The sequence below is a fragment of the Nitrospirota bacterium genome, assembly GCA_035516965.1.
Lineage (GTDB): Bacteria > Nitrospirota > UBA9217 > UBA9217 > UBA9217 > MHEA01.
Genome location: DATIZR010000080.1, coordinates 16,572 through 38,683, shown reverse-complemented (window position 1 = coordinate 38,683; position 22,112 = coordinate 16,572). Strand labels below are relative to the sequence as shown.

At 61.1% G+C, this 22,112-nt stretch carries 18 protein-coding genes and 1 pseudogene; 16 read left to right on the top strand and 3 right to left on the bottom strand.

Annotated elements, in window-relative coordinates; all coding sequences use genetic code 11:
- Positions 1-16 precede the first annotated feature (16 nt).
- The 9 genes from metG (at position 17) to VL197_12265 (ending at position 9,020) form a co-directional block, all read left to right on the top strand.
- The gene (metG, locus tag VL197_12305) at positions 17-2,011 is read left to right on the top strand and encodes a methionine--tRNA ligase (GenBank protein ID HUJ18762.1); all 1,995 of its coding nucleotides are present in this window, start codon (positions 17-19) and stop codon (positions 2,009-2,011) included.
- 89 nt (positions 2,012-2,100) lie between these two features.
- Positions 2,101-3,471: a TatD family hydrolase gene (locus tag VL197_12300; GenBank protein HUJ18761.1), complete on the top strand. Its 1,371-nt coding sequence runs from the start codon at positions 2,101-2,103 to the stop codon at positions 3,469-3,471.
- A 200-nt stretch (positions 3,472-3,671) separates the two neighbouring features.
- A complete protein-coding gene (gene purH / locus VL197_12295; GenBank protein ID HUJ18760.1) occupies positions 3,672-5,231 on the top strand; it encodes a bifunctional phosphoribosylaminoimidazolecarboxamide formyltransferase/IMP cyclohydrolase in 1,560 nt (519 codons plus the stop codon).
- Positions 5,228-5,872, top strand: a complete 645-nt coding sequence (locus tag VL197_12290) for a tetratricopeptide repeat protein (protein HUJ18759.1) — start codon at positions 5,228-5,230, stop codon at positions 5,870-5,872. Before purH ends, VL197_12290 begins: the two co-directional genes overlap by 4 nt.
- Positions 5,872-6,132: a hypothetical protein gene (locus VL197_12285; protein ID HUJ18758.1), complete on the top strand. Its 261-nt coding sequence runs from the start codon at positions 5,872-5,874 to the stop codon at positions 6,130-6,132. Before VL197_12290 ends, VL197_12285 begins: the two co-directional genes overlap by 1 nt.
- Complete coding sequence (locus tag VL197_12280; protein HUJ18757.1) at positions 6,110-6,781, top strand: L,D-transpeptidase; 672 nt, start codon at positions 6,110-6,112, stop codon at positions 6,779-6,781. The genes VL197_12285 and VL197_12280 overlap by 23 nt, the downstream gene beginning before the upstream one ends.
- Positions 6,778-7,998, top strand: coding sequence for a (Fe-S)-binding protein (locus VL197_12275; protein ID HUJ18756.1), 1,221 nt, complete (start codon positions 6,778-6,780; stop codon positions 7,996-7,998). Before VL197_12280 ends, VL197_12275 begins: the two co-directional genes overlap by 4 nt.
- 70 nt (positions 7,999-8,068) lie before the next feature.
- The gene (gene fsa, locus VL197_12270; protein ID HUJ18755.1) at positions 8,069-8,719 is read left to right on the top strand and encodes a fructose-6-phosphate aldolase; all 651 of its coding nucleotides are present in this window, start codon (positions 8,069-8,071) and stop codon (positions 8,717-8,719) included.
- A 76-nt stretch (positions 8,720-8,795) separates the two neighbouring features.
- A complete protein-coding gene (locus VL197_12265) occupies positions 8,796-9,020 on the top strand; it encodes a zinc ribbon domain-containing protein (protein HUJ18754.1) in 225 nt (74 codons plus the stop codon).
- Positions 9,021-9,102: 82 nt separating this feature from the next.
- On the opposite strand, the gene VL197_12260 is transcribed toward VL197_12265, so the two are convergent.
- A complete protein-coding gene (locus tag VL197_12260) occupies positions 9,103-10,143 on the bottom strand; it encodes a TIGR00730 family Rossman fold protein (protein HUJ18753.1) in 1,041 nt (346 codons plus the stop codon).
- Between the two features lie 153 nt (positions 10,144-10,296).
- Between VL197_12260 and VL197_12255 the strand changes: the two genes are divergently transcribed.
- Entirely contained in the window at positions 10,297-11,928 is a 1,632-nt protein-coding gene (locus VL197_12255) for a radical SAM protein (GenBank protein ID HUJ18752.1), read from the top strand.
- A 114-nt stretch (positions 11,929-12,042) separates the two neighbouring features.
- Complete coding sequence (locus tag VL197_12250) at positions 12,043-14,385, top strand: PAS domain-containing protein (GenBank protein ID HUJ18751.1); 2,343 nt, start codon at positions 12,043-12,045, stop codon at positions 14,383-14,385.
- 69 nt (positions 14,386-14,454) lie between these two features.
- On the opposite strand, the gene VL197_12245 is transcribed toward VL197_12250, so the two are convergent.
- Together VL197_12245 and VL197_12240 are read right to left on the bottom strand one after the other, a co-directional pair.
- Positions 14,455-15,306, bottom strand: coding sequence for a tetrahydrofolate dehydrogenase/cyclohydrolase catalytic domain-containing protein (locus tag VL197_12245; protein HUJ18750.1), 852 nt, complete (start codon positions 15,304-15,306; stop codon positions 14,455-14,457).
- 130 nt (positions 15,307-15,436) lie between these two features.
- A complete protein-coding gene (locus VL197_12240; GenBank protein ID HUJ18749.1) occupies positions 15,437-16,063 on the bottom strand; it encodes a cyclodeaminase/cyclohydrolase family protein in 627 nt (208 codons plus the stop codon).
- A 176-nt stretch (positions 16,064-16,239) separates the two neighbouring features.
- Here VL197_12240 and VL197_12235 point away from each other — a divergent pair, with 176 nt between their 5' ends.
- The 5 genes and pseudogenes from VL197_12235 to VL197_12215 all read left to right on the top strand — a co-directional run bounded on the left by VL197_12235 (position 16,240) and on the right by VL197_12215 (position 21,574).
- Entirely contained in the window at positions 16,240-16,476 is a 237-nt protein-coding gene (locus tag VL197_12235; protein ID HUJ18748.1) for a hypothetical protein, read from the top strand.
- Positions 16,477-17,132: 656 nt separating this feature from the next.
- A complete protein-coding gene (locus VL197_12230) occupies positions 17,133-19,055 on the top strand; it encodes a DUF294 nucleotidyltransferase-like domain-containing protein (protein ID HUJ18747.1) in 1,923 nt (640 codons plus the stop codon).
- 83 nt (positions 19,056-19,138) lie between these two features.
- Entirely contained in the window at positions 19,139-19,840 is a 702-nt protein-coding gene (locus VL197_12225; GenBank protein HUJ18746.1) for a 3'-5' exonuclease, read from the top strand.
- Between the two features lie 38 nt (positions 19,841-19,878).
- Complete coding sequence (locus tag VL197_12220) at positions 19,879-20,190, top strand: DUF485 domain-containing protein (GenBank protein ID HUJ18745.1); 312 nt, start codon at positions 19,879-19,881, stop codon at positions 20,188-20,190.
- A gap of 1 nt (position 20,191) precedes the next feature.
- Positions 20,192-21,574 (top strand): annotated as a pseudogene (locus VL197_12215) (sodium/solute symporter).
- Positions 21,575-22,112: the final 538 nt, after the last annotated feature.

Here is a 22,112-nt window from a genome sequence, read left to right as displayed (position 1 = left end):
TTCAAGATACGATCACATGTCGAAAAAATTCTACATCACGACGCCCATCTACTACGTCAATGACGTGCCGCACATCGGCCACGCCTACACGACGATCGCCGCCGACACCCTCGCGCGGTATCACCGTCTGCTCGGGGAGCCGGTCTTCTTCCTGACGGGGACCGATGAGCACGGCCAGAAGGTGGAGAAAGCGGCTATAGAACGGGGGCTGACGCCGAAGGCCCATACGGACAGCATGACGGTGAACTTCCGGCGCCTCTGGCAGAAGCTGGAGATCACGAACGACGCCTTCATCCGCACAACCGACCCGGAGCACATCGCGGTTGTGCAGGAGCTGCTGCAGAAGCTCTATGACAAGGGCGAGATCGAGCGGAGGACCTACGAGGGCTGGTACTGCACGCCCGACGAGCGGTTCTGGACCGAAAAGGAGATCGTGGAAGGCAGGTGTCCCGATTGCGGCAGGCCCGTGGAGCGGATCTCGGAGGACAACTATTTCTTCCTCATGAGCAGGTATCAGGGACGTCTGATCGCCCATATCGAGTCCAACCCGAGCTATATCCGGCCCGAGAGCAGGCGGAACGAGGTGCTCGGGTTTCTGAAGTCGCAGACGCTCGGAGACCTGTGCATCTCCCGCCCCAAGGCGAGGCTGTCCTGGGGCATCGAGCTGCCCTTTGACCGCGATTTCGTGACCTATGTCTGGTTCGACGCGCTGGTGAACTACTTTTCGGCCACGCGCTACCTGAGCCCGCCTGCTGAAGGCTCCGCCGATCCTGCGAAGCGAGAGGCCTTCTGGTGGCCCGCGGAGCACCATCTCGTCGGCAAGGACATCCTGACCACGCACAGCGTCTACTGGTCCACGATGCTCATGGCGCTCGGGCTGCGGCTTCCGGGCAGCATTTTCGCCCACGGGTGGTGGACCCAGGACGGCAAAAAGATGTCGAAGTCGCTCGGAAATGTCATCGACCCGAACCGGGTCGTGGATGCCTACGGCGCCGACGCCTTCCGGTACTTCGTGCTGCGCGAGGTGCCCTTCGGGCTGGACGGTGACTTCTCGATGGCGACCTTTGTCACGCGCTTCAACACGGAGCTCGCGAACGACCTGGGGAACCTGCTTTCCCGCGTTCTGACCATGATCGGCAAATACTTCGACGGGAGGATCCCGAACGCGGGAACCGGTCAGCCTCTTGACGGGGAGCTGCGCGACAGCGCCGCCGCGATCCCGGCAAGGATCGCCGAAGACCTTGGCGCGCTCGCCTTCATGAAGTACCTGCAGGACGCCTGGGCGCTCGTCAGCCGCGCGAACCGCTACGTGGAGGAAAACGCGCCCTGGACCCTGGCAAAGAACAGGGATCTGGACCGTCTGGGGACCGTTCTCTACAATCTTTCCGAGTCGCTCCGGCTGATCGCCCTCTACCTCTATCCGGTCATGCCGTCGACGTCCCAGAAGGTGTGGGACGCACTCGGACTCGATGGGCGGCTGGCCGCTTGCCGCATGGCCGATGAATGCCAATGGGGGAAACTGGCGGCCGGCATACCGGTCCGGCCCGGCGCGCAGCTTTTCCCGCGGATCGAAACGGAAAAACAGAATGACCGCAGATCAGCACGAATTGACGATGACAGGAAGCAAGAAGGGAAGAAAAGAATGGACACAGGATCAGCAGCGCCGCAGCCGACGCCGCCAAGACCGGATTTGATCGGGATCGAGGACTTCATGAAAGCCGACCTGCGCGTCGGCAGGATCGTCTCGGCCGAGAGGGTCGAAAAGTCGGAGAAGCTCGTGAGGCTCAGGGTCGATATCGGCACGGAAACACGCCAGGTCGTTGCCGGCATCGGCAAGAGCTATGCTCCGGAAGAGTTGCTGGGAAAGTCCGTCGTGATCGTCGCGAACTTGAAACCCGCCAAGCTCATGGGCATCGAGTCCCAGGGCATGCTGCTGGCCGCGAGCAGCGGCGACCTGCTCGCCGTGGCCACCTTCGACCGGGAAACAAAGCCGGGGTCACGAGTAAAATAAAAATCCGTGAGGCGTCAGGCGCAAGGGGCAAGGGAAACACCCGGCACCATCTCACTCCACACGCCTTACTTCTGACGAAGGTTCAAGCCATGCTCATCGACACCCACGCGCACCTCGAAATGCGCGAGTTCAACGACGATCGTGAGGACGTGATCAAACGCGCGCGTGAAACGGGCGTGGAATACATCGTCACCGTCGGCACGACCGTGGAGTCCAGCCGGGACGCGGTCCTGCTCGCGGACAAGTACGACTTCATCTACGCGGCCATCGGCATCCATCCCCACGAAGTCAAGGACATCCTGCACCCCGCCTACGAGATCATCCGGCACTTCGCCCAGCACAAGAAGGTCGTCGCCTACGGAGAGATCGGGCTCGACTACCACTACGAACACTCGCCGCGCTCCGACCAGAAGCGGAAATTCCGGGACATGCTGCGTGAGGCGCGCGAACTCGACCTGCCCGTGATCATCCATGACCGCGAGGCCCACGAGGACGCGCTTCAGATCCTTTCCGAGGAATGGTCGCCGGACCTCGGCGGCGTCATGCACTGCTTCTCGGGAGACGCCGCCATGGCGAAGAGGGTGATCGAGATGGGGTTTGCGATCTCCATCGCCGGGCCGGTCACGTTCCCGAAGGCCGAAGCGCTGCGGGAGGTCGTGCGGCAGGTCCCGATCGAGCACCTGCTGATCGAGACGGACTCGCCGTACCTGGCGCCCCAGCCCGTGCGCGGCAGGCGGAACGAGCCGGCCTTTGTCCGCCATACCGCCGAGGAGATCGCACGGATCAAGGGCCTCACCTTCGACGATGTCGCCCGGATCACGAGCTTCAACGCAATGCAGCTCTTCGGCATCGGAGCGATGCCCGAGCGCGGCAGGATCACGTACCCCATCCGGAACTCGCTCTATCTCAATATCACGAACCGCTGCACCGCGGCCTGCACGTTCTGTGTGCGCTATCATACCGATTTCGTGAAGGGGCACAATCTCCGGCTGCGCGACGAACCGGCCGTGGAAGACCTGGTCAGGGAGATCGGCGATCCTGTGCGCTACGCCGAGATCGTGTTCTGCGGATACGGGGAGCCGCTTCTCCGGCTCGACGTCGTGAAGGCCGTGGCTGCCGAGGTAAAACGGCGCGGCGGACGCGTGCGGATCGATACGAACGGCCACGCCAACCTCATTCACAGGAGAAACGTCCTTCCGGAGCTGGCCGGCCTTGTCGACGCCGTGAGCATCAGCCTGAACGCCCAGAACGCCGAGCTGTACAGCAGGATAAGCCAGCCTCAGTTCGGCATCGAAACCTATGAAGCAGTCAAGGACTTCATCCGCGAAGCCCGGAAGTACATCCCCGATGTGACGGCCACGGTCGTGTCGGCTCCCGGGGTGGACGTCGAGGCCTGCAGGGCGATCGCGGAGGGGCTGGGTGCGAAGTTCCGTGTCCGTGAATACAACGTCGTGGGTTGACCGGGCTCGTTCTTCCCTTGGTGCTATCGTCGTTCAAGCGCCCGTGCCAGTTCGAAGGACGCATCGCTTTAGCGGCCGAAAAAGCGTGGAATGGCGTTCAGGGGTCCTCGAAGGGGTTTTAATGCATTGACTTCGCTCATCGTTTCGGTTAATATTTTTGTGCTCATACCCGCCCCACAATCCCATCAGGAGGCAGTTCCATGGGCAAAATTAGCCGCGCGCTGATCAGTGTTTCCCACAAAGAAGGCATCATCGAGTTCGCCAACGGCATAGCGAAACTCCGCATCGAGATCCTGTCAACGGGCGGCACGGCCAAACTGCTCCGCGACGCGGGCGTCCCGGTCAAGGATGTCTCGGAGTTCACCGGCTTCCCGGAGATGCTCGACGGGAGGGTCAAGACCCTGCACCCCAAGGTGCACGGCGGGATCCTGGGCAGGCGGAACAACCCCGAGCACGCGAGGCAGATGCAGCAGCACGGCATCCAGCCCATCGACCTGGTGGTCGTGAACCTCTACCCCTTCGAGCAGACGGTTGCGAAAGCGGGGTGCACGCTCGAGGATGCGATCGAGAACATCGACATCGGCGGACCGACCATGCTGCGCTCCGCTGCCAAGAATTATACGGACGTCGCCGTCGTGTGTTCCCCGCGAGACTACGGCAGGGTGCTGGCGGAGATCGAGAAGACCGGCGAGGTATCCGCAAGGACGCGCTTCGAGCTCTGCCGTACGGTCTTCCTTCACACGGCCAGATACGACAGCGCGATCTCCGCGTGGCTCGACAGCCAGGTCCCGACCGAAGAGAAAACTCGATTCCCGAACATCCTGACACTGCAGTTCGAGAAGGTGCAGAACCTCCGCTATGGCGAGAACCCGCATCAGGAAGGCGCCTTTTACCGAGAGTTCGGCAGGAAGGAGCCTTCCGTGTCGAGCGCGCGGCAGCTGCACGGCAAGGAGATGTCCTTCAACAACTTTCTCGATGCCAACAGTGCGCTGGAGCTCGTGAAGGAGTTTGACGGAACGGCGGCGGTGATCGTGAAGCACAACAACCCCTGCGGCGCGGCAACGGGGGCCGCGCCCGCCGAGGCCTACCGCAGGGCGCGCGACTGCGACCCGGTCTCGGCCTTCGGCGGCGTGATCGCCTTCAACCACATGGTGGACTTCGAGACCGCGAAGGAGCTGACGTCCACGTTTGTCGAGGTCGTGGTAGCGCCCGAGTTCGCCCCGGATGCGCTCGAGGAGCTCAGGAAGAAAAAGGACGTGCGTCTTCTTGACATAGGGCCGTCCGTGAAAGGCCAGGCCGAGGGCATGGACTTGAAGAAGGTCGTTGGCGGCCTCATCTACCAGGACCGTGACCTGGGCGGGATCGACGACGTCCGGAAGCTTACCGTCGCCACGAAGCGGAAACCCACGGACGATGAATATCAGGCGCTCGCCTTTGCCTGGAAGGTCTGCAAGCACGTGAAGTCGAACGCGATCGTGTTCACGACGAGGGACAGGACCGTCGGGATCGGCGCGGGCCAGATGAGCCGCCTCGATTCGGTCCGCCTTGCCGTGCTGAAGGCGCAGTCCCCGCTCACGGGGACAGTGCTGGCTTCGGACGCATTCTTTCCGTTCCGTGACGGGCTTGACGAGGCCGCGAAAGCGGGGATCACGGCGGTGATCCAGCCCGGCGGCTCCCTCAAGGACGAGGACGTGATCAGGGCCGCCGAAGAACACGGACTGGCCATGGTGATGACCGGCATGAGGCACTTCCGGCATTGATCGATGACGAACAGCCCCGGTCTTTCGGCCGCAGCCGGGCAAGGAGGACGGCGGCTGGCAAGACCTGCGATATCGTGATGAAGAAAACCCTCTCAGTTGCCGCGGCAGCCGTTGTCGTGCTGCTCACCGCGTGCTCCAGGACTGACGAACGCCACGAACCGAACATCCCGGCCGGCGTGGAGCATGGCGCGAAATCCGAAACACCCTACTACTACGGACTGATCGAAGAATACCGGGGGGTCCTGTCCGGTGATCCCGATAATCTTCCCGCTATCGTCGGCCTCGGCAATGCCTACGCAGACAGCGGTGCATGGCAGGAGGCCATCGGGCAGTATGAACATGCTCTGAAGCTGGACCCGCGGAACGCCGACGTGCATACGGACCTGGGAGTAGCCTACCGGAGCCTCGGCATGCCCGATCGCGCGCTTGCGGAGTACCGGAAGGCGCTCGAGTACGAGCCCGGGCATCTCAACGCCCGCTTTTACATGGGCATCGTCTACGCCTACGATTTCAAGAATTATCCGGTGGCCATCCACGTCTGGGAAGAACTGCTGCGGCTCGCGCCGAACCATCCCCAGGCCGACTATATGCGCGCCAACATCATGACATTCAGGAAAACCCTGAAGAAGGGACATCCCTGATGCGCGGACTGTTGATCCTTATCACCTTAATCCTGGTCTATTACGCCCTCAAGGCGGTCTTCCGTTCGGCATTCATCGCCTATCACGAGGAGAACAGCCGGACGGGGCAGCGGCAGCAGGGTGAAGACATGGTCATGGACCCGGAATGCAGGACCTATGTGATCAAGGACCGGGCGGTCACCCGGCGTATCGGAAAGTCCATCCACTTCTTTTGCAGCGAGGAATGCGCCCAGCGGTATGAAGAGGCGCACCGCGGATAATCGACGGAACCAGGCAATGGCAAGGCTCGGCAGAAAAATCCTCTTTTCCCTCAGGCTTCTCCTTTCGCTCCTGCTGCTCAGCTGTCTTTCCCCGGCTCCTGACGCGCCGGCGGCGCGGCCGTCCAATTTTGCCTCCCTCGTTTCCTCGCTCTCGGGGGCGCTCCGGATCGTCATCTGGAAGTCGCAATATACCCTGACGCTGTACAAGGGGGACCGGCCAATCAAGACCTATCGCGCGGTCTTCGGCAAGGGCTTCCAGGACGGGGACAAGCGTCAGGCCGGCGACAAACGCACGCCGGAGGGAGATTTTTTCGTCTGCACCATGAACCCCAGCAAGCGGTTCTACAAGTTTATCGGCCTCAGTTATCCGGGGCTGTCACACGCCGAGCATGGCCTGCAGGAGGGGCTCATCACTGCGCTGCAATACCGCCTGATCAAGAAGGCGCAGGAGGAACGGCAGCCGCCTCCCTGGGATACCAGGCTCGGCGGCGCTATCGGCATCCACGGACGCCTCCTCGACAGCGCTGTCGCCCCCCGGTTCTCGACGGGTATGAACTGGACCGACGGCTGCATCGCGATCGACAACGCCGATGTCGATGAGATCTACAGTGTCCTGTCCCTAGGCACACCCGTGACCATCCTGCCATGAGAAACAAACCACACGCACCTGGCTCTTCGCGCCAAGTCCTCGACAGGCACCGGCAGGACCTTTCACGCTGTGTCAGATGCGGATCGTGCAGCGCGGTCTGCCCCTCCTTCCTGGCGAACCGGGAGGAGTCCCGGTCGCCGCGGGGCCGGATGGCGATGATCAGTGCCGTGCTCGAGGGACGGCTGCCGGTCTCAAAAGTCTACGGGGACCGCCTGGAGACCTGCACGGGCTGCCTTGCCTGTGAGGACGCATGCCCGAGCGGGGTCCCCGTCACGACGATCATCCAGGCAGCCCGGGAGCAGGCCGTGGACGAACGAGGGCCCGGCATCGTGAAGTCGCTGCTGACCCGGATCCTGAGCAATGAGGACGCCCTGCGCGCATCCGCCTGTCTGGCGCCGCTCATGCTGCATTACCGCGTCGCGTCAGTCAGGGGAGGGCCACAGCAAACGCGTCCCCGGCGCATAGTTCAGGCATCGACCGATGCGGAGGAACGCGAACGAAAAGGCAGGGTCGTTTTTTTTTCGGGCTGCGCGATCAATTACCATCAGCCCGGCCTCGGGCAATCCGCGGTCAGTATCCTCAGCAGGATCGGCTACCAGGTAATCATTCCTGACGGGCTGCAATGCTGCGGAAGGCCCCTGCTGTCCCTGGGAGACCGGAAGGCCGCCGGGGAACTGGCGGCGAAGAACGCCGCGCTGCTGGCGGCCGTCCGGGCGGACGCGATCGTGACGGCATGCGCCTCTTGCGCCTTGACTTTTACCCGTGAATACCCTAAACTGCTCGGGCCCGCTGCAACGGTACCCCTGGTGCTGGACCTGCATGGCTTCCTTGCCGCGCAGCGGGGACGCTTCGCGGCAGGCCCCGTGAACAGGACCATCACCTGGCATGACTCGTGCCATCTGGGCAGAGGGCTGGGGCTTGCGAAGACGGCAAGGGAGCTGCTGCGCAGCATCCCGGGGATCAGGCTCGTCGAGATGAGGAACCCGGACCGCTGCTGCGGGTTCGGCGGCGTGATGCGGCTGACGCACCACGGCATCTCCGACGGCATCGCCGATGCGAAGGCCGGAGACATCATCGCGACGAGGGCGGACGCAGTGGTCACGGGGTGCCCCGGCTGCCGCATGCAGATCGCCGACGGGCTCAGGCGCGCCGGATCGGACATCGCGGTCCTTCATACGGTCCAGGTGATCGAGGAGGCGCTTGCAAGTTCGGAGTGACGAGTGAGGAGCGGAGGCGGGCTCAGGCCTGCGTGATTTCAGGGGAGCACCGGAACGGAAAGGGAAAAGCATGAAATTTTTTATCGATACTGCGAACGTGAAAGAGATCCGCGAGGCCGCCAGCCTCGGCGTGGTCGATGGAGTGACCACGAACCCGTCGCTCATCGCGAAGGAGGGCAGGGACTTCAAGCAGGTGATCGCCGAGATCTGCTCGATCGTTGACGGTCCGATCAGCGCCGAGGCCGTCAGTCTCGAGGCTGACAAGATGGTGGCCGAAGGCGTGGAACTGGCGGCGATCCACAAGAACATCATCGTGAAGCTGCCGATGACGAAAGAAGGGCTCAAGGCGACCAGGCTGCTGGCGCAAAAAGGCATCAGGGTGAACATGACCCTGGTGTTCTCTCCCTCCCAGGCCCTGCTCGCGGCAAAGGTGGGGGCCGCCTACGTCAGCCCCTTTGTCGGCAGGCTCGACGACATCAGCCACTACGGCATGGACCTTGTCCGGCAGATCCTCGCTATCTACGAGAATTTCGGCTATGGCACCGAGGTGATCGTGGCCAGCATAAGGAACCCGCTCCATGTGGTGGACGCGGCCGTGGCAGGCGCCCATATCGCCACGATCCCCTTCAGCGTGATCGATCAGCTCGTGAAGCATCCGCTCACGGACATCGGGATCGGGAAGTTCCTGTCGGACTGGAAGAAGCTGGAAAAGAAGAGCTGACAGGGGACACGGAGACGCAGGAAAGAACTACACAGGTTTTTGACCTGTCACCCTGTCTCCCAGTCGAGGTTTAAAAATGCCGATCTATGAATATCACTGCAGCGCATGCGGCGCTGATTTCGAGAAGCTGGTCTTCGGGTCGAACCCCGAGGTCGTCTGCGAAAAATGCGGCTCCCCCGAGGCAGAGAAGCTCATGTCACGCTTCGGGATGGGGAAATCCTCGAGCGCATCGTCGTCAAGCTCTTCGGGCGGCACGGGATGCGGGGGATGCTCGTCCTCGTCCTGTGCGGGGTGCCATTGACGGTTTGAGCACGGCATCCCCGACGAGACCGTTCTCGCACTCCTTCCGCTGATTGCCGTTCCGGGATGCCAGGGTGACCTGATCAGGAAAGTTCGTTCACTGCATCGATCAGGCTCTTGAGCCGGCCGAAGTCCCGCCGGTCGAAATCGACAACCAGCCTCGGCAGTTCGATGAAATCATTGTCCTCGACCTCCGCCGGAAGCGCAACCGACGGAGCGATATCACCCCCCGGCAGCAGAATATCCCGGAACCGCTCCCTGAGCCCCTGGACCGTAGAAACGTCGAGCGCCGACGCGAGCCGGATGACCAGCTTTCCATCCACATACCGCAGGCTGTGATACCGCCGGTAAAAACCCATGATCTTCCCGATCGCTTCGTCCACAGAGCAGACCTGTTCGAACAGCGAAAAATCCGTGGGACTCACATATCCCCGCGAAAGCAGCTCCTCATTCATGAACTTGAACAGCTGAGACCAGTAGGTGCCGCCGGGATCGTCCACGAGCACCAGCGGCAGGGGATTGCGCTTGCCCGTCTGCACGAGCGTGAGCGTTTCCATGGCCTCGTCGAGCGTACCGAAGCCGCCGGGGAACAGGGCGACCGCATCGGCCTCCTTAAGGAACGCGACCTTCCGGTTGAAAAAATACTTGTAGGTGATGAGGCGGGGGTTGCCCTCGATGACGGGGTTGGGCCTCTGTTCGAAGGGCAGCCGGATGTTCACGCCGAAGGAGTACTCCGGGCCGGCGCCTTCATGGGCCGCCTGCATGATGCCCGCGCCTCCGCCGGTGATCACCATGTAGCCGGCTTCCGCCAGTTTTTGCCCGAAGAGCCTGGCCATCTCGTACGTCGGCTCCCCGGGGGCAACGCGAGCCGACCCGAAGACGGTGACCTTGCGCGTGGCCTGGTAGGGGGCGAAGACCTTTGCGGTGAACCGCATCTCCTTCAGCGTGCTGTTCATGAGCTTCAGGCCCGCCGTATCCCCTTCTGCCTCCTGGCCCGCCTTAAGCGCCGCAAGGATCATCTCGCGGACATACTCGGGGCTGTCGATGCCTCCCGCAGCGCTGATCAGCCTTTCGATGGCCTCGTCAACGGGCCCGTTCGTTCTGGTGAAATGCAGTGTCATCATCTGGGTAGTCCTCACGATCCTCAGTGTCATCCGGCCGTTCCGCATTGCCCTTTGTCCCGTATACTATACCATAATTCGCCAAACCCTTTGCCGCCGGGGGTGATTTGTGCAGGAGGTCTTGCTATTTTCCCCGCTTCTCCGGCATAATGTGCCATGCTTCTTGTTTTTCCCCCCACCGCGAAACCCGGCGAGCCTCCGGCAGGCATTGCGAAGCTGGCCGGCGCCGTGAGACAGAACGGCATTCCCTGCGAGCTTCTCGACGCAAACCTCGAAGGTCTCCTGTGGCTTTTGCAGCAGCCCAAGACGGCGTCCGATACCTGGGCCCGCCGCGCGATGAAACAGGTGTCAAGGAATGTTGACGCGCTCAGGGACCCGCAAACCTATCGCTCCCGCGACCGCTATGCGCGGGCGGTCAGCGATGTCAATCGCGTCCTTGCTCTTGCCGGCGCCGGCAAGGGGGTGGTGGTCGGCCTGGCCGACTATCAGGACGAGCGCCTGTCGCCAATACGGAGCAGTGACCTGCTAGTTGCTGCGGAGCATCCGGAGCGGAACATCTTTTATCCCTATTTTCGGAAGCGGCTGCCAGAGGCCATTGCGGACAGTGAATCGGCACAGCATCGTGCCGGACCCGGCCAGCAGCAGGGGGAAGGCTCCAGGCCGGTGATAGGGTTTTCCCTGAATTATCTGAGCCAGGCACTCTGCACGTTCGCGATGATCGGCTTTCTCAGGAAGGAGGTCCCCAACGCGAGGATCGTCCTAGGCGGCGGGCTCATCACCTCCTGGATGAAAAGGCCGGGCTGGCAAAACCCCTTTGTTGGTCTCGTGGACCATCTCATCGCAGGACCCGGAGAGACGGCCCTGCTCAAATTGTTCGGCGTCGACGCCAGCCACGGCAGCCTCTTCACGCCGGAGTATGGGTCCCTGCCGGTGCGGGAATACCTTTCTCCGGGTTTCGTCCTGCCCTTTTCCGCCGCAGCGGGTTGCTACTGGAACCGCTGTTCCTTCTGCCCCGAGCCGGCTGAGGGCAATCCGTACATACCTCTTTCACCTGACGCGGTCTCTGCCCAGCTCGATATCCTGCTCGCGCACACGGACCCGGTCATGGTTCATCTCCTCGATAACGCGGTCAGTCCCGCGCTCCTGCGGGCGCTGGCGGAAACGCGCCGCGGCGTACCCTGGTATGCATTCGCGCGGATCGGGAGCGATCTCGCGGACCCTGATTTTTGCAGGTCCCTGAAGAGCTCGGGCTGCGGGATGCTGAAACTGGGGCTGGAATCGGGCGACCAGCAGGTGCTCGACAGGATGAAAAAAGGCATCGACCTCGGAACGGCGTCGCGCGTCCTGCAGAACCTCCGTGCAGCCGGGATCGCGACGTACGCCTATCTTCTGTTCGGCACGCCTGCGGAAACGGAACCTGCAGCCCGGAGGACCCTTGAGTTCGTTGTCCGTCACCGGGCAGGGATCACCTTCCTGAACCTTGCCGTCTTCAATATGCCCGCGGGCAGCGCCGAAGCGGCACAGTACGAGACAGCGCCCTTCTCGGACGGGGACCTTTCTCTCTATACGGATTTCCGGCATCCGGCGGGATGGGGCCGGAAGCAGGTGAGGCAGTTCCTCGAAAGCGAATTCAGACGGCATCCGGCGGTGGCGTCCATCCTGAGGAACGACCCGCCCGTCTTTACGTCCAACCACGCCCCGTTCTTTGTCAAGGGCCGAACCGCCCTTGACCCCCCCGGCGGTCAGCATCGCTCTCAGGGATGCGGCGACGGCCCAAAATGTTCTTGAAGAACAGGGCAAATTGTGTTACCGTGCCTCCTCTACGCGGATGCAAGAATCTTGTTGCCGTCCCCGGCAGCAGGCGGGAGGCGGCGGAGAATACATCCTAAGGATCTGCTCCCAGTGTTCAGCGACCAGTATACCCAGGACCTCATCAACAGCATCCTCGACCCGATCATGATCATCGACGGCGACCGTACCATCGCCATGGTAAATGATTCGTTTCTCGCCATGCAGGGCGCCACCCGCGAGGACCTGATCGGAAAAAACTGCTTCACCGTCCTCCACCACGAATGCTTTCCCTGCCGGCTGCCCGACGGGCAATGCCAGCATCACGAAGTGTTTGCATCGGGGAGAGCGATCACCGCGACCCACCGTCACTTCACCCGGGACAACAAGGAGATCATCTGCGAACTGACCGCATCGCCGGTCCGCGATCAGGACGGCAGGGTGATCAGGATGATCGAAGTGATACGCGACGTAACGGAGGAGCGCCATCTGCAGGAGGCGACCCGCCGGTCGGCGGAATTCCTCGCAAGCGTCCTGGAGGGCATCGGCGCGGGCGTGGTGGTCGTGGACCGGGAGTACCGCATCCTGATCGCGAACAAGGGCTACCTTGAACAGGTCGGGAAAAAGGCGAATGATGTGGTCGGCAGGCACTGCTTTGAGGTTTCCCACCGCTTCAGCGCTCCCTGCAGCGGGCAGGGCCACGATTGCCCGGTCAAGGCCGTGTTCGAGACGGGCGCGGCGTCGCAGGCGCTCCATACGCACTATGACGACCAGGACCGGAACGTCTATGTCGAGTGCCACGCTTATCCCATCCTGGACGGAGCCGGCAGAGTCGTCAGGGCGATCGAGACCCTGAACGACGTTACGGACCGCGTGCTGCTCGAGCAGCAGCTGAAGGAATCCGAGGAGAAGTACCGCGATCTCTACGACAACGCGCCCGACGGCTACTATTCCCTCGCGGGGAACGGTCTCATCGTCGAGGTCAACCAGACGTTCCTGAACATGCTCGGGTACAGCCGCGAGGACGTCGTGGGAAAGCTGTTCATCGAGGACCTGCTGTCAAAGGAGAGCGCCGCGATATGCCTCAAGCTGTTCCCGGAATTCAAGCAATCGGGCCGGATCACGAACATCGAGCTCACCATGGCGAGGAAGGACGGGTCGCTGCTGCCCGTGACGATGACTGCCACCGCCATCGTGGACGCGGAGGGGCGGTTCGTGAAGAGCCGCTCCGTGATCCGCGACATCACGGACCGCAGGCAAGCTGACGAGGAAAAGAGAAAGCTCCAGGGGCAGCTCTTCCAGTCGCAGAAGCTCGAAGCGCTCGGCACGCTCGCGAGCGGCATCGCCCACGACTTCAACAACCTCCTGGCGTCCATCCTCGGGTATGCGTCGCTGGCAAAAGCGGACCTGCCCGAGGGCGACCCCGTGCACGAGCATGTTTCCATCATCGAAACGGCGTCGCTCCGCGCGTCGGAGCTCACCCAGCAGCTGCTCGCCTTCGCGAAGGGGGGGAAATATGACCCGAGGCCGAATGACGTCAACACGGTCGTGCGCGAGGTGGCGACGCTCCTTTCCCGGACCATCGGCAAGAACATTGCCATCGAGGTAAGGGCCTCCGAGGACCTCCGCCCGGCGCTGTGCGACGCGGGCCAGATCCAGCAGGCGGTCCTGAACATGTGCATCAACGGCCGCGACGCGATGCCCGATGGCGGTACGCTCACGATCACGACAAGGAACGAGCATCTCAACGTCAGGGACGTTCAGTCCTACGTCGAGGCTACTCCCGGCGACTACGTGCTGGTCACGGTGTCCGACACCGGCGTCGGCATGGACCGAAAGACGAGGGATCACATCTTCGATCCCTTCTTTACGACGAAGAGCAGGGGGACGGGCCTCGGGCTGTCGCTTGCCTATGGCATCGTCAGGAAGCACAATGGGTTCATCCAGGTCCGCAGCGAACCGGGCGCGGGCTCGGATTTTCTGGTGTATCTGCCCGCCAGCACAGCGGGAGAGCCGCGACCGGGGAAAAAAGAGATCGGCGACCTGCGGAGGGGGACCGAGACCGTGCTGGTCGTGGACGACGAGCCGTCGATCACGGACCTTGCCAGAGAGATCCTGCGGCGCTATGGTTACCATGTCCTGACCGCGGCTTCGGGCGACGAGGCTGTCAGCATGTATGAAAGTCGGGCGCAGGAGATCGCCGTGGTGATCCTGGACATGGTCATGCCCGGCATGGACGGCAGGGCAGTTTTCCGCCGCCTCCGCGAGATCGATCCCGCGGTGAAGGTGATCGCGTCAAGCGGCTACAGCCATGAGCGGGACGCCGACGAGCTCCTGAAGCAGGGATCGGCCGGCTTCGTACAGAAGCCCTACCGGATCGCCGAGCTGGTCAGGGTCGTCGGCAACGTGGTGGAGGGAAATGAGATTACGGGCCGCCGATCGCCGGATGGGGATTGAACAATGAGAAACGCCCCCAAAACGACCGGGAGCGTTTCTTCGTGAGAGAAGGGTACAGGTACGGTCAGGTCAGGGATTCTGAAGCCTGGCGGCCTTCACCACATGCTTTAGCAGCACGCGCGTCGTGACGGTGCCGACCCCGCCGGGAACGGGAGTGATGGCTCCGGCCACGTCCTTTGCCGGCTCGGTGTCCACATCGCCGAAGAGCTTGTCGCCTTCCACATTGATACCCACGTCCATGACGGTCGCGCCGGGCTTGATAAAGTCCGGCGTTATCATTTTCGCCTTGCCGATGGCCGCCACGAGAATGTCCGCCCTCCGGCAAACGCCGGGCAGGTCCTGCGTCTTCGAGTGGCATACGGTCACGGTGGCGTTCTCGCCGAGGAGCAGCATCGACAGGGGCTTGCCCACGACCATGGAGCGGCCGATGACCACGGCCTCCCTGCCGCTCATCGGCACCTGGTAGAAGCGGAGGATCTCCATCACCGCCTGGGGTGTGGCAGGCGGGAAGCCGGTCATGTCTCCTGCCATGATCTTGCCGGCATTGACCGGGTTGAAGCAGTCCACGTCCTTTTCGGGCGAGAGGATGTACTTCACCACATCCTCCCTGATCTGCTTCGGGAACGGCCTCATCACGATGATGCCGTGGATGTTCCGGTCCGCGTTCCTCTGTTTCAGGACGCCCACGAATCCGTCCTGGCTCGTCGTGCCCGGCAGCTGCTCGATGTCGCAGGCGATGCCGTTCTTCTCGGCCATCTTCTTGGCGCTGTTCGCGTATGCCAGCGAATCCGCCGCGTCGCCCACGATCATGATCTTGAGCGCGGGATTGACGCCCTTCGCCTTGAGCTCCTGGACCTCCTTCTGGATGTCCTGGTCCATCTTCTGTGCAACTTCTTTTCCCGTCAACAGTTTTGCCGGCATGAATGACTCCCTTATTAAGAAGAATTTACCGCAGAGGACGCAGAGATCGCCCAGAAAATGCCAGGTTCCTGCTTCCGCAGGAATGACGATTTTTCATATCGCGCTCTGAAATCCACAAGCCGCAATTGCCCTAACCCATCTTCCGATAGGTCGTTTCCATTACGCTCTTTTCGAGCGCGGCCACCTGCCTGAGCACGTCCTGCATTCGCGTCCAGGTCTCTTTGTTGTACGCATCGTCCCTGATGCTGTTCACGTTGATCTTCACGTTCAGCGCGGCGCTCTGGGCGCAGGCCTGGGCCAGGAGCACCGCGACGCCCGCGTCGCTCACGGCCCCCACATTCCCGATATCCGCGGCACGTTCCGCCAGTTTCGCCACGTCGAGCGCCTTGAGCCCGATCTCGAAGGGCACCTGGCATGCTTTCTTGAGCGCTTCCTGCATCTTCACCGCGCGGGCCGCCTTTTCCGCATCGGTGTTCTTCGGCATCTTATACACCTCGGACAGGGCGCCGTATGCCTCGGTGTCTTTCTGGATGAAGTCCTGCATCCCGGTCCTGACCATTTCCGATTCTTTCAGCAGCGCTTCGATCCGGGGCTGTACGTCCTTGTATTTCTCCTTGCCGAGAGTGAGGTTGGCCACCATGCTGACGAGGGCGGCGCCAAGCGCGCCTGTGAGCGCGGCCACGCTGCCTCCGCCGGGTTCGGGCGACTTGCTCGCCAATTTGTCCGTAAAATGCCTCAAGGGCTGGTCGATGTACATGGTTCGAAGTGTCCTCCTGGAATTCGATTTGGAGTTCAAAGATAATAAAATTGTCCTTTATTGTCAATAAGAAAATAGCTCCGGCTCAAGCATGCATGAGCGGCAGAACCTGAGGGCGTCCTCGTCCCCCTCCCGCTTCTGTTGACGGAGAGGAAAATCAGGGTTATAGTCGTGACATGGATAAGTCATTCGATACACGGACGACTGCAGAGTTGGAAGCGGAACTCAGGAAGCTCAAGGACAATCTCTGCGACCTGGAAGACATGCACACCTTCACGTTCGTCAAGACCTCGGTCCACATCGGGGCGGAAAAAGCGCAGAACCTGCAGGAAGAGTTCGAGCGGGAGTGCCGCATGTTCAATGAACAAATCGCGGAGATCGAAACCCTTCTCAAGAACCGTGGCGCGCAGTGACCGCTGTGACTGCCCCGCCGCATTCGGGGTATTCTGCTCCGGGCTGACAGGAACTCTGACCGCAGTCCCCGCATCCTCCGCGGTGTTGATCACAGCGATAGAGGCGAATTGCCGGGCTTCGGTGCAGCGGGCGGACAAGCTTCTGCGAACTTGCTCCCCTCTATCACATCATTTAGGCACGCATGGTAACCCTTCTATAACCAATGGCCTGCGGCTATCTCTCCTCCATTTGGAATCTTATCATAGTTACTTTTAGTATCTTCATGTAACACGCCTGATTACCGTCGGTTACAATGCGGAAAAGAAATAGCATAAGGAACGCTGCGCTTTGGCTGAGAGGAGGAAATTTATTTCTTTCAAGTATATATCTGCAGCTTTAGTTTTTTGTAAATTCTGATTTCATAAATCCCGTGCTTTTGTGACGCTTAAATGGTTCCATCAACAAAGAGGGCAAAACAATATTGAAATAACAAGACTTATGAAGTCACGTGCCGGCCTTGTCGGCTGCCCTCGATGACCGCGATCCTCTATCAGAGTTTCATACCTGTGCTCAGCGGTCCCTGTACTCCGCAAACCGCCCCTCTTCTGGCCGGGGATGCCTGTTTTTTTAGCAACTTGGTATTTATCTTGCTAATTCTGAATACATGAAGCAGGCAGTGAAGCCGAACAACCACAATTTGATCATGGAAGACGTGATCGCCTTCCTCGGTAAGGTGCCTCCCTTCCAGTTCCTTGAAGAAGAGAACCTGCAGGCTGTCGCCAGGAACCTGTCCATGGAGTTCTACCCGCGCGGCATGGTGATCCTGAAACAGGATGGTCTGCCGAGCGATTCTCTCCGGATCATCAAGAAGGGCGGCGTCAAGGTCTCGATGACCTCCGAGGACGGCGACGAGGTGGTCATCGACTACCGCGGGGAGGGAGACACCTTCGGCTTCCTGTCCATGGTCGGGAAGGACCGCATCCGCTCCAATGTCGTGGCAGTGGAAGACACGATCTGTTATCTCCTCGGCCAGGAGATGGTCCTGAAGCTCCTGGACTCGAACCTCGTTTTTACCGAATATTTCCTGAAGTCGCACATCACGAAGTACATCGACCGGACCTACCGGGAGATGCAGGACAAAAGCATGTTCTACGGCGGGAGCGACCGGCTGCTGTTCACGACACGGGTCGGGGACATGGCCATCAAGGACGTGGTCTCGACCGGAGAGGACACCCCGATCCGGGAAGCGGCCCAGATCATGACCGAGAACCGTATCAGCTCTCTCATCATCGTGGACCGGAACGATCTGCCCGCCGGCATCGTAACGGACCGCGATCTCCGGGAAAAAGTCGTCGCCCGCGGCCGCAGCGTACAGGAGCCGGTCAAGGGCATCATGACGACGACCCTCATCCGCGTCGATGCCCGCGACTACTGCTTCGAGGCCGTTCTCCGGATGCTCAAGTACAACATCCATCACATCATGGTCATCAAGGACGGCAGGCTTTTCGGCGTGGTCACGAACCATGACCTGATGCTCCTGCAGGGCACCTCGCCGCTGTCGCTCACGAAGGACATCGAGAGCCAGCAGACCATCGAGGGGCTGGTCCCGGTCTCGAAGAAGATCAATAATATTGTCGGACTCCTGCTCAAGGAGGGCGGCAAGGCCAGCAATATCACCAAGGTGATCACCGAGATCAATGACCGGCTGGTCCGCAAGGTGATCGAGGTCGTCGAACGGAAGATGGGGAGACCGCCGCTCGCGTTCTGCTGGATCGTGTTCGGGAGCGAGGGCCGCAAGGAGCAGACGTTCAAGACCGACCAGGACAACGCCCTAGTCTACGCCGACCCGACGACGGAAGCCGAGGCCGAGACGGCCCGGAAATACTTCGCGTCCTTTGCCGGGCAGGTGCGCGACGGACTGCTGCAGTGCGGGTTCCCTCCGTGCCCCGCCAACTACATGGCCAGTAACCCGCAGTGGAACCAGCCGGTCAGGACGTGGAAAAAATATTTTTCGACCTGGGTCGCGACGCCGACGGCGGAGGCGGTCCTCAACTCCGTGGCCTTTTTCGACTTCCGTCCCATGTGCGGTGACGCGCTTTTGGCAGAGCAGCTGCGGGACCACCTGCATGCCGTGCTGCAGGACCAGAAGGTGTTCCTCGGCTACCTCGCCAACATGGCGATCAAGAACTCGCCGCCCATCGGCTTCCTCAAGTCCTTCGTGGTGGAGAAGGGCGGCGAGCACAAGGACGAGCTGAACCTGAAGATCAAGGGCATCGCGCCGCTGGTGGACATTCTGAGGCTTTTTGCGCTTGAGCGCGGGGTGCGCGAGACCTCGACGCTGGAGCGGCTCGAGGTCCTGCGCACGAAGCACACCATTGTCCAGGAATATGCCGATGATCTCGAGCAGGCCTTCGAGTTCATCATGCTGCTCCGCATCCATCATCAGTACGCTCAGATCAGCTCGGGCGAGACGCCGGACAACTTCATCAACCCGAACCGGCTGAGCAACCTGGAAAAACGGTCGATCAAGGAGGCGTTCCAGCTGGTCGCGAAGATCCAGGACACGATCATCGAGCGGTACAAGTCGCTGATCTGGTAACGTGAGCCCCCATGGGGTGAAGCGTAGGGTGAACAACGTGATGCTGCTCCGTTGATGCCTCGGGTTTCTAATGGGGTTCTTCATTGTTCAGCATATTCGGAAGGAAACGGAAGTTCCCCGGGATCGATCTGCATGCCGCGATCGCCGAGTCCCGCTATGTGGTAATCGACACGGAGCTGACCGGCCTGGATGAGAAAAGGGACGCCATCGTTTCACTCGGCGCGGTCCGCATGACCGGCGGGGTCATTGAACTGGGCACTGCGTTCCACCAACTGGTCAGCCCGGGAAGCAAGCTGACGTCCGACAGCGTGGTCATTCATGAAATTACCCCGTCGGACCTGGAGGCGCAGCCGGCCATCGACGCTGCGCTGGGGGCTTTTCTCGAGTTCTGCGGCAGCGATGTCCTGGTCGGCCATTTCATCTCCATAGACCTTGCCTTTCTGAACCGGGAGATGAAAAGGACGCTCGGGAGAGAGCTGGCCAATCCGGCCGTGGATACCTTCAGCATGTACGAGTGGCTGCGGAAGCGGAGCAAGTCCCGCGAGTGTTTTGCCACACCGCTCGCCGGATACCGGCTGTATGACCTGGCGAAATGCTTCGACGTCCCGGTCGGCAACGCTCACAACGCCATGATGGACGCCTTTACGACGGCCCAGCTCTTTCAGCGGTTCCTGCCGCTCGCAGCAGAGTCCGGGGCCGTTGACATTGATGATCTTTTGCAATTAGGAACGCCATTCAAGGGGGGTGATAACTTCAGACTGACGAACGAATTCGGCAATTTTTAGATCGTGATGCTCATTCTATTAGCAAGGGAGGAAGAAACATGGCTAAGGTGAAGAAAGAAGACATCTTGAATGACCCGGATTTCATGCGGTTGACCGGCCAGAAGGACACCATCTCGCTCATTCTGACGATCCTGGAGCTGGTGCTGTATTTCGGGTTCATCTACCTCGTCGCGGAAGGCAAGGGCTTTCTCTCGCAGAAGATGAGTGAAGGCGGCGCGGCGACGATCGGGATACCGATCGCGGTCGGGACGATCCTGCTGTCATGGGTATTCACCGGGATCTACATCTGGTGGGCAAACGCGAAATACGACGAAATGGTCAAAAGAGTCGTAGAAAAGGTAGGAGGATAACATGCACCAGACGATCATTGGACAGGCTAACCCCGTTGCAATCATGTTCTTTGTCGCGTTCGTTGTTTCCACCCTGTTGATAACGTGGTGGGCGGCAAAACGGACAAGGACCACAAAAGATTTCTATGCGGCCGGCAGGAGTATCACCGGGTTCCAGAACGGGCTCGCCCTCGCGGGAGACTACATGAGCGCCGCATCGTTTCTCGGCATCGCCGGCCTCGTGTCCACCAAGGGCTATGACGGCCTCATCTATTCCGTGGGCTGGCTCGTGGGATGGCCCATCATCATGTTCCTGATCTCCGAGCCGCTCCGCAACCTCGGCAAGTACACCTTTGCCGACGTCGTGGCGTTCCGGCTCCGGCAGCGGCCCATTCGCGCCGCTGCAGCCGCGGGATCGCTCGTCGTCGTCCTCACCTACCTGATCGCCCAGATGGTGGGCGCCGGAACCCTGATCAAGCTCATGTTCGGCCTGCCCTTCGAGCTCGCGATCGTCATAACCGGCGCGCTCATGATCTCCTATGTTCTCTTCGGCGGCATGATCGCGACGACATGGGTCCAGATCATCAAGGCCGGCCTGCTGCTGGGAGGCGCCACGATCCTCGTGATCATGACGCTCGCCAAGTTCGGGTTCAGCTACGGCGAGCTCTTCCGCCAGGCGTCTACTGCCACGCCGGCGGGGCAAAAGTTTCTCGAGCCGGGAGGCCTGATCACCAGCCCGCTGGAAGCCTTCTCCCTCGGTCTTGCGTTGATGTTCGGCACCGCCGGTCTTCCGCACATCCTGATGCGGTTCTACACCGTGCCTGACGCAAAGGCGGCTCGCAAGTCCGTGTTCTACGCGACCGGGTTCATCGGCTACTTCTATATCCTGACCGTGACCATCGGCTTCGGCGCGGCTGTGCTCGTGGGCCAGAAGGTGATCATGGGCATCGACAAGGGCGGCAACATGGCAGGCCCGCTCCTGGCCGAGGCGCTGGGAGGGAACATCTTCCTGGGCTTCCTGTCGGCCGTGGCCTTTGCCACGATCCTCGCCGTGGTCTCCGGGCTCACGCTGGCCGGCGCTTCGGCCCTTTCCCACGATTTGTACGTGGGCGTGATCCGTCGCGGCGTCGCGAACGAGAAGGAAGAGGTGAAGGTCGCCAAGATCGCGACCGTAGGCCTCGGTGCCTTCGCGATCCTTCTGGGCATCCTGTTCAAGGGCCAGAACGTCGCCTTCCTGGTCGGCCTGACGTTCGCCATCGCGGCGAGCGCGAACTTCCCGGCACTGCTCATGTCGATCATGTGGAAGAAGTTCACGACGGGAGGGGCGGTGATGAGCATCTATACCGGCCTTATAATAGCGACGGTGCTTATCATATTGAGCCCGACGGTGTGGATCGATATCGTAAAGAAGGACGAGGTTGCAAAGGTGAACGCGCAGATCAAGGAGATCGATGCTGCCTCTGCCGCCATTGACCCTCAGATCGCGGGCCTGCAGAAGCAGATGGTTGGCGCCGATGTGATCGCGAAGCTCAACAAGAAGCAAAGACCCGCTGCTGAGAAGAAGAACGCAGACCTCCAGGCGTCCGTGACCGCGAAAACTGCCGAGAAGGACGCGCTGGCAGCGAAGAAAAAGGACGCAAACGCCACCATGCCGAAGGCCATCTTCCCCATGAAGAATCCGGGCATCTTCTCCATGGGGGCCGCGTTCCTGATCGGCATTCTCGTCTCCCTCATGTCGCCGGATAAGGAGGCTCAGGAGAAGTTCGACGGCGAGAGAGTCAGGGAGTACGTGGGCATCGGCGCGGAATAGCGGCACCGAGCGCAGCGCTGCGGGCTTCAAGATCATACAGTGAACCAGTGAGCGGCCGATGCTGCTCACCGGTTCACTTCTTTTGTTTCCAGGGCAGAGCCGTTGTAGGGGCAGGTTTCGTGCCTGCCCCGGT